This window comes from Acinetobacter sp. Swhac1 (assembly GCF_013390985.1).
Lineage (GTDB): Bacteria > Pseudomonadota > Gammaproteobacteria > Pseudomonadales > Moraxellaceae > Acinetobacter > Acinetobacter towneri.
Genome location: NZ_JACASN010000054.1, coordinates 1 through 7,317, shown reverse-complemented (window position 1 = coordinate 7,317; position 7,317 = coordinate 1). Strand labels below are relative to the sequence as shown.

The following is a 7,317-nucleotide window of genomic DNA, read 5'->3' as shown; positions in this document are numbered from 1 at the left end:
TTGTCTCAAAGGACGCGGGTTTAATCTTGAAAATACGCGCTTGACAGACCCTAGACGAGTGAAAAAATTGATTGCGGTGTTAGCTATAAGCTTCTGTTGGTGTTACTTAACGGGTGAATGGCAACATAATCAAAAAAAAGCGATAAAAATAAAGAAGCATGGACGACTCTCAATGAGTTTATTTCGCTATGGTTTAGACTATGTTCAAATGGCGATTCAGCGTTTAATTGGTTTTGGGAAAAAAGAAGAGTTTAAGGAAATTTTGGCAATTTTAAGAAAGCAGAATCCTGATAGGATAAGGGTTCTGTGAAATTTGTCGTGTACAGAGCAATAATTTAAATGATCTGAAAAATCTATACCCTTGATGAAAGTCGGTGCCACCACGCGCTCACATTGCAACTGGTTCAAACGCTGCATCGTATTGCAATAGGTTGCACTCATTTCACGTGACTGCATATTACTCAATGCCACAATAAAATTGCCATGACTTGGGTAAATCCACTTTAAACCGATTGGGTAATTTTGCACCAAATTTTTATCGTAATAACCAATCATATCCAGCACATACACCGCACGGATTTTTTCCTTTTCAGCCTGTACCGATTTGGCATGTATAAAACTGCCCATCGACTCGGTTTTAAAAAATGGTGGCTCTGCCAAGGTATAAAAAACAAATTCAACATTTTGACTAAGTTTATTCTTTTCCTGCGCCAAAATTCGTGCTGTTTCGATTACACCTGCAACGCCAGAAGCGTTGTCATTTGCCCCCTGCTGCTGCCCATAAACATCGTAATGCGCACCAAAAATCGTTTTTTGCGCAGCACCGATATTCAATTTGCACACCACATTGCGGTAGCTTTGCTGATTGACCACATAATTTTGAAATTGACACGGAATTCCAAATACTCGCATTTGTTCCCGAATCCATGCCGAAACCCGATTCAGTTCAATCACATTTTTATAATGACGATACTGTTCGGAATTACCCAAACCCTGCTGCCCAATCACTTGCTGCATATAGACTTGCAAATTGTTTGGTTCTGCCCATTGAGCCTCAGGCACAGCAAATGTAGCAGTGGTCATCAATCCCATACCCGCGCCCAATATCCATGAATATAACTGCTGACTTTGAAACGCGCGCATGCTGATAATTCCAAGACAAAAAAGACCAATAAGATTGCTGAGTATTAAAGCAACAGCCTGTTGGCAAATTCAATTGCAAATTGTGTCGTTACACAGCGCTTGTGTTGAATCATGGTTATAATGCGAGATTCTGATTGATCGCTACATGAACTCGCCTATGAAAATTCGCATTCTGACCATTGGACAAAAAATGCCTGCTTGGGTGCTGACTGGTTTTGAAGATTATTTCAAACGGATTCAGCCTTTTGTGCAGACTCAAATTGTCGAACTGCCAATGGCGAAACGTGGCAAAAATGATTCTGAGGCCGATATTCTAAAATATCGCCAAATTGAAGGTGATAGCATTTTAAATGCCATGAAAAACAATGAGCTGTTAATTGCCTTGGAAGTGGGCGGCAAAGAGTTCAGCACCGAAAAACTTGCAGAAACCATGAAAGGCTGGATGCTAGAAGGCAATGATGTCGTGCTTGCGATTGGTGGACCAGATGGTCACTCTGAAGCAGTACGTAAAGCAGCAGCATGGCATTGGTCATTATCCAAACTAACTTTGCCACACCCTTTAGTTCGCGTGATGCTGATTGAGCAGCTATACCGTGCTATGAGCATCAACCACAACCATCCTTATCATCGTGCAGGTTAAATCAACTTATTCAATTTGTACGTTGAGTTATCAAAATATCTTCAACTCAAACGACGTTGCAAAGCTGCAACATAGCGTTGAACAAAAGTACATTTCGCTATACACACTTTTTTGCGATGCTGTAGAACAGCAGGCTTTAGGGATCTAGGCATGAACTTACAGACATTACCCGGTTTATTTATCTCACATGGTTCGCCCATGTTGGCACTCAATCCTGAACAGGTCGGGCCTGCACTCAGCCGTTTAAGTGAAAATTTGCCAACACCGCAAGCCATTGTGGTGATGTCGGCGCATTGGGAAAGTAATGCACTGGAGGTCAACACAGGTATTCGCCCTGAAACATGGCATGACTTCCGTGGTTTTCCTGAAGCCTTGTACGCCCTGCGCTACCCTGCACCTGGCTTACCTGAACTGGCAGAAGATATTTTGCAGCGTTTGGCTGATGCGGGCTTTGCTGCCCATGCCAACAGCACACGCCCGCATGATCATGGCGTATGGATGCCATTACTACACATGTATCCAGATGCCAATATTCCAGTGATTACCATTTCTTTGCCCATGAATATGAGCGCCGAACAGATTTATCACATTGGGCAAAGTTTAGCGCCATTACGTGAACAGCAAATTTTACTGATTGGCTCAGGCAGTATCACCCATAACTTACGTGAATTATCATGGAATACACCCAATGCGGCTGTGCCTGAATGGGCATCTAGTTTCCGTAATCGTGTGGTGCAGCATTTAAGTCATCGCAATTATGATGCAGTACTAGATTGGCAACAATTGCCACATGTAGCACGTAATCACCCAACCCTAGAACACTTTGCACCGCTGTTTTTTGCAATGGGTACGGGAGATCGATTTAACATTGTACATAGCAGCTTTAGCATGGGTTCACTCGGTATGGATATTTATCGTTTTGACTAACCGATAGCTCCGCTTATTTAAAATCTGACTTTTTAATTTGGATACATTTTGTTAGCAAAAGCTACGATTTGTATCCATATTTTTTGTTAATCTCTTGATTATAATCACGTTGAAACTTTAGCACATAGAATATAAACCAATGAAATTCAGTATTTTTGCGCTTGCCCTGCTCCCTTTGGCTTTAACTGCATGTCAATCTTCACATCTTCCTGCCACTTCAGGAGATCCGGCTATTTCTACTCTATCCACCACATTAAAAACGCCTACACAAATTTTGCCCGCTTATACCTGGGAACTTGATCGTGGGCTGCAACGCCCGATTGTTCTGAGCTTTGATCAACGAGGCAGACTAAGTGTAGCTTCTGGCTGTAATGGCCTTGGCACGAGCTGGACTGTTAAAGATAATTCCCTGAGTACGGGTGACATGATGGGCACCATGATGGCATGTGATGCACCATTAATGGAACAGGAACGTTTTATCAGCCAGCTTCTGCAAAAGCGTAATATTCCGTTTAGTCTGGATCTAAATGATGCCAATCAGCCAAAACTGAGTATTACTGCAGCTGATGGTCAAAAATATGTCTTTACCGGAAAAATGACACCGGAAACCAAATACCAAGGTCAGGCAGAAACCATTTTCCTGGAAGTTTCGTCACAGACTAAAGCCTGTACGGGTGTAGCTCAGCAAACCTGCTTACAGGTGAAAGAAATCAAATATGATGAAAAAGGCTTAAAGACTCAGGTCGATAAAGACTGGACTTTATTTTACGATCAGATCGAAGGTTTTCAGCATTCATCGAATGAGCGTCAGATTATTCGGGTAAAACGTTATGAAATTAAAAATCCGGCAGCTGACCAGTCTAAATATGCCTATGTATTCGACATGACCGTAGAGCGTGAAGCAGTCAAAGGCACTCTATAACGATAAAATCGCAATATAAAAAAAACCGAGGCATTCACCTCGGTTTTTTTTCAAGCTTAAACTCAGTCAGACTTAGAATACGCCTTGAGAAAGCATTGCATCAGCAACTTTTACGAAGCCAGCGATGTTTGCGCCGTCTACATAGTTCACGGTACCGTCTTCTTTCGTACCGAATTTTACGCAGTTGCGGTGAATTTCTTTCATGATTGCGTGTAAGCGCTCATCAACTTCTTCGAAAGTCCAGCCTAAACGCAATGCGTTTTGAGACATTTCCAGACCAGAAGTTGCTACACCACCGGCGTTAGATGCTTTACCTGGCGCATAAAGAATTTTCGCTTCAACGAATTTCTCAACCGCTTCAAGTGTAGAAGGCATGTTCGCACCTTCAGCAACACAGATTACGCCGTTTGCAAGAAGCGCTGCTGCATCATTCGCATCAAGTTCGTTTTGAGTCGCACATGGAAGCGCGATATCACATTTAATACCCCAAGGACGTTGACCTTCAAGGTATTCAAAACCGTGCTTAGACGCAAATTCAGAAATACGACCACGTTTTACGTTTTTAAGTTCCATCACTTCAGCAAGTAATTCTGGCGTGAAACCTTCTTTCACGTACACAGTACCATTCGAGTCAGAAAGTGAAACTACTTTCGCACCCAAGTACATTGCTTTGTCTGCAGCAAATTGTGCAACGTTGCCTGAACCAGAAATCGCAACGACTTTATCTTTAAAGCAATCGCCACGAGTCTTGAGCATTTCCTCAGCGAAATACACAGTACCGTAACCTGTAGCTTCTGGACGCGCCAAAGAACCACCGAAAGACAAGCCTTTACCTGTGAATACACATGAAGTGTCATTGCTGAGCTTCTTCATCATACCCGCCATGTAACCCACTTCACGACCGCCTACACCAATATCACCCGCAGGAATATCCGTGTTAGAACCTAAATGACGATATAACTCGATCATTAAGGCTTGGCAGAAACGCATAATTTCGCCTTCAGACTTACCTTTAGGGTCAAAGTCTGAACCACCTTTACCACCGCCCATTGGCAATGTGGTCAAAGCATTTTTAAAGGTTTGTTCAAAACCTAAGAATTTTAAAATTGAAAGGTTCACTGATGGGTGGAAACGCATACCACCTTTAAATGGACCAATTGCTGAGTTGTACTGTACACGGAATGCACGGTTTACGTGGGTTTGACCTTGGTCATCTACCCAAGAAACGCGGAACTGAATTGCACGCTCAGGCTCAACCAAACGCTCAAGCAAACCATGTGCTGCATATTGAGGGTTCTTTTCAATGAACGGCCAAAGGCTGGTCATTACTTCTTCTACAGCTTGTAGAAACTCTGGTTGATGTGCATCACGTGTTTTAACGTAATCTAGGAATTCGTTAAGGCTGTTGTATTTCAACGCTTAATCCTCAGCAGAAAATGGATCAAAATTGGTCAAAATTTCAATCAATGATATATTTTGGCGCAAAATATTAAATATCTTTTGTTAACAATCTACAATAGTTTTTTTCAAAAAACTTTAAAACATTTGTATTTTCATAAATTTAACTTATTTTTTAGCGTGTTAAGCCCATAAGTTAATGTAACAAATTAATTCATAGTTTTGAGCATTTTTGCCCAAAAAGCTAGCAATTGTTGTTCTTAATTTGCGCACAAGCCTAAAAGCAAAAATCGTGCTAAAATCATCGACCTAGAATTTCCCCCTAGCCTTATCTTCCGTTTTTCTGCTGCTGTTTAAAGTGGCATTGGTTTGTCCATGAATTCGCAAATTGCTCTGATTCAAAATATTGATGCGCTACTCCCTCAAACTCAATGTGGCTTATGTGGTCACCGTGATGGCTGTTTACCCTACGCCAAAGCGATTGCAGAAGGCGAAGCGGCCAATAAATGCGTACCCGGTGGACAACCTGTTGCAGATGCACTAGCAAACTTACTGCAACGCCCTGTATTGACCGCAGAAGCCAGTGTTTGGCCTGTGCAGGCAGATGGACGCCCACAGCGTATGAAAGCCCTAATTCGTGAAGATGAGTGCATTGGTTGTACCAAATGTATTAATGCCTGCCCTGTCGATGCCATTTTAGGCTCAGGCAAACTCATGCACAGCATTTTGACTGATTTATGTACTGGCTGTGAATTGTGTATTCCGCCTTGCCCTGTCGATTGCATTGACTTGGTAGAAGATACACAACCCCTGCTTTCTGATAGCGCACGAGTGGCAGAACAGAATGATTTACGCCAACGCTACTACGCCCACATACAACGTGAAGAACAACGTCGTCTGCACCGTAAAGGCCCTGTGGTACGTGCAGAAATTGATACCGAACTGTTTGCTCAATTTTCTGCACAAGCCGATGCTGCTGTGCCTGTGATTGAATTGCCTGTACAAAAAAATGAACAGATTTCCACTGCCGATGCACAAACCACCATCGAACTGGCAAAATTACGCACACAAATTAAAAAACTCGAAAAACAACTCAGTGTGCGTGACGATGAGAAAAAACGGCTATTACTAACCAATTTACAACAACAGTTACGTGAATTAGGAGCATAAACATGCCCGAAAGAAATACACGTCTGACCAATAAAGCGGTCAAAACAACGGCTGCCAAAAGCACCACGCTCAAAGAAAAGCTGTCTAAAAATATGACCAAAAAGCAAATTCAGACTTTTTTTGAGCGCTTGCGTGACCAACGTCCAAATCCGACCACTGAACTGAATTTTTCCAATCCATTTGAATTGCTGATTGCAGTGACCTTATCAGCACAAGCGACCGATGTCAGCGTCAATAAAGCCACCGACAAACTGTTTCCTGTTGCCAATACGCCCGAAGCAATTTATGCCTTAGGTGTGGAAGGTTTAAAAGAATATATTAAAACCATCGGGCTGTATAATTCCAAAGCAGAAAATGTCATTAAAACCTGCAAAATTCTCATCGAAAAACACGGCAGCATCGTGCCTGATAATCGTGCCGATTTAGAAGCCTTGCCCGGCGTGGGACGCAAAACGGCCAATGTAGTGTTAAATACCGCATTTGGACAGCCTACTATGGCGGTCGATACGCATATTTTCCGCTTAGGTAACCGTACAGGTTTAGCTGTGGGTAAAAATGTTTTAGAAGTCGAACACCGTTTAATTAAAGTCATTCCTAAAGAGTTTTTAATTGACTCACATCACTGGCTGATTTTACATGGCCGTTATTGTTGTATTGCGCGTAAGCCTAAATGTGCTGAATGTGTGGTGTCAGATGTGTGTAACTGGCCTGATCGCTTTGAATTTGGCGCGCATCGGCATATCACGCTGCATGAAATTCATCACAACTCTGTATCTAAGTAAGTACTTCGGTAGAGTTTCCAAAGTGATCTAAACTTATTGATGACATGCTAGATCATCAAAGCAATGCGAATCATCCAAAATAGTGTGGATAACTGTGCAATCTATGCACAAGATTGTACAGAGATGAACTTGTTTCTTCATGGTTGGTATTTTCACCGTTACCTAATCTTTTTGTCTCTGTAACTGCTTGAGATTTTATAAAAATTACCTCTGTACACGACAAAAATAGATAACTCATTGAAATAATGTCACAATAATTGTTTTCTAACGACGAATACTATGACACATCTCAATGAGTTATATCTTATCTTAAACAAATCTCTAAAATGGAACAA

7 protein-coding genes and 1 pseudogene are annotated in these 7,317 nt (G+C 42.0%); 6 read left to right on the top strand and 2 right to left on the bottom strand.

Annotated features, from left to right (window positions below):
• Nucleotides 1-310: pseudogene (locus HX743_RS15175) on the top strand (IS4 family transposase); the annotation flags it as partial.
• Here the strand turns inward: HX743_RS15175 and HX743_RS15170 are convergent.
• The gene (locus HX743_RS15170) at nucleotides 217-1,143 is read right to left on the bottom strand and encodes a M28 family peptidase (RefSeq protein ID WP_372238854.1); all 927 of its coding nucleotides are present in this window, start codon (nucleotides 1,141-1,143) and stop codon (nucleotides 217-219) included. The pseudogene HX743_RS15175 and the gene HX743_RS15170 overlap by 94 nt on opposite strands.
• Before the next feature lie 157 nt (nucleotides 1,144-1,300).
• On the opposite strand from HX743_RS15170, the gene rlmH reads away from it, so the two are divergent.
• From rlmH to HX743_RS15155, 3 genes are all read left to right on the top strand, one after another.
• Nucleotides 1,301-1,783, top strand: coding sequence for a 23S rRNA (pseudouridine(1915)-N(3))-methyltransferase RlmH (gene rlmH, locus HX743_RS15165; RefSeq protein ID WP_026438445.1), 483 nt, complete (start codon nucleotides 1,301-1,303; stop codon nucleotides 1,781-1,783).
• Between the two features lie 150 nt (nucleotides 1,784-1,933).
• A complete protein-coding gene (locus tag HX743_RS15160) occupies nucleotides 1,934-2,710 on the top strand; it encodes a dioxygenase (RefSeq protein ID WP_096901485.1) in 777 nt (258 codons plus the stop codon).
• A gap of 139 nt (nucleotides 2,711-2,849) precedes the next feature.
• Nucleotides 2,850-3,632 (top strand): META and DUF4377 domain-containing protein, encoded by a 783-nt coding sequence (locus HX743_RS15155; protein ID WP_104852316.1) that lies wholly within the window; start codon nucleotides 2,850-2,852, stop codon nucleotides 3,630-3,632.
• A 72-nt stretch (nucleotides 3,633-3,704) separates the two neighbouring features.
• On the opposite strand, the gene gdhA is transcribed toward HX743_RS15155, so the two are convergent.
• A complete protein-coding gene (gene gdhA / locus HX743_RS15150) occupies nucleotides 3,705-5,048 on the bottom strand; it encodes an NADP-specific glutamate dehydrogenase (RefSeq protein ID WP_004970711.1) in 1,344 nt (447 codons plus the stop codon).
• 357 nt (nucleotides 5,049-5,405) lie between these two features.
• Between gdhA and HX743_RS15145 the strand changes: the two genes are divergently transcribed.
• Together HX743_RS15145 and nth are read left to right on the top strand one after the other, a co-directional pair.
• Nucleotides 5,406-6,200 carry an RnfABCDGE type electron transport complex subunit B gene (locus HX743_RS15145; protein WP_004970712.1) on the top strand — a complete coding sequence of 265 codons (795 nt, stop codon included), beginning with the start codon at nucleotides 5,406-5,408 and terminating at the stop codon, nucleotides 6,198-6,200.
• 92 nt (nucleotides 6,201-6,292) lie between these two features.
• On the top strand, nucleotides 6,293-6,982 hold the full coding sequence (gene nth / locus HX743_RS15140) for an endonuclease III (RefSeq protein WP_178319617.1): 690 nt from the start codon (nucleotides 6,293-6,295) through the stop codon (nucleotides 6,980-6,982).
• The last annotated feature ends 335 nt before the right edge of the window (nucleotides 6,983-7,317 follow it).

Bases quoted from the DNA above. Each gene is read 5' to 3' on its own strand.
- HX743_RS15170 (WP_372238854.1), bottom strand. From the start codon at position 1,143: ATGCGCGCGTTTCAAAGTCAGCAGTTATATTCATGGATATTGGGCGCG.
- rlmH (WP_026438445.1), top strand. From the start codon at position 1,301: ATGAAAATTCGCATTCTGACCATTGGACAAAAAATGCCTGCTTGGGTG.
- HX743_RS15160 (WP_096901485.1), top strand. From the start codon at position 1,934: ATGAACTTACAGACATTACCCGGTTTATTTATCTCACATGGTTCGCCC.
- HX743_RS15155 (WP_104852316.1), top strand. From the start codon at position 2,850: ATGAAATTCAGTATTTTTGCGCTTGCCCTGCTCCCTTTGGCTTTAACT.
- HX743_RS15145 (WP_004970712.1), top strand. From the start codon at position 5,406: ATGAATTCGCAAATTGCTCTGATTCAAAATATTGATGCGCTACTCCCT.
- nth (WP_178319617.1), top strand. From the start codon at position 6,293: ATGACCAAAAAGCAAATTCAGACTTTTTTTGAGCGCTTGCGTGACCAA.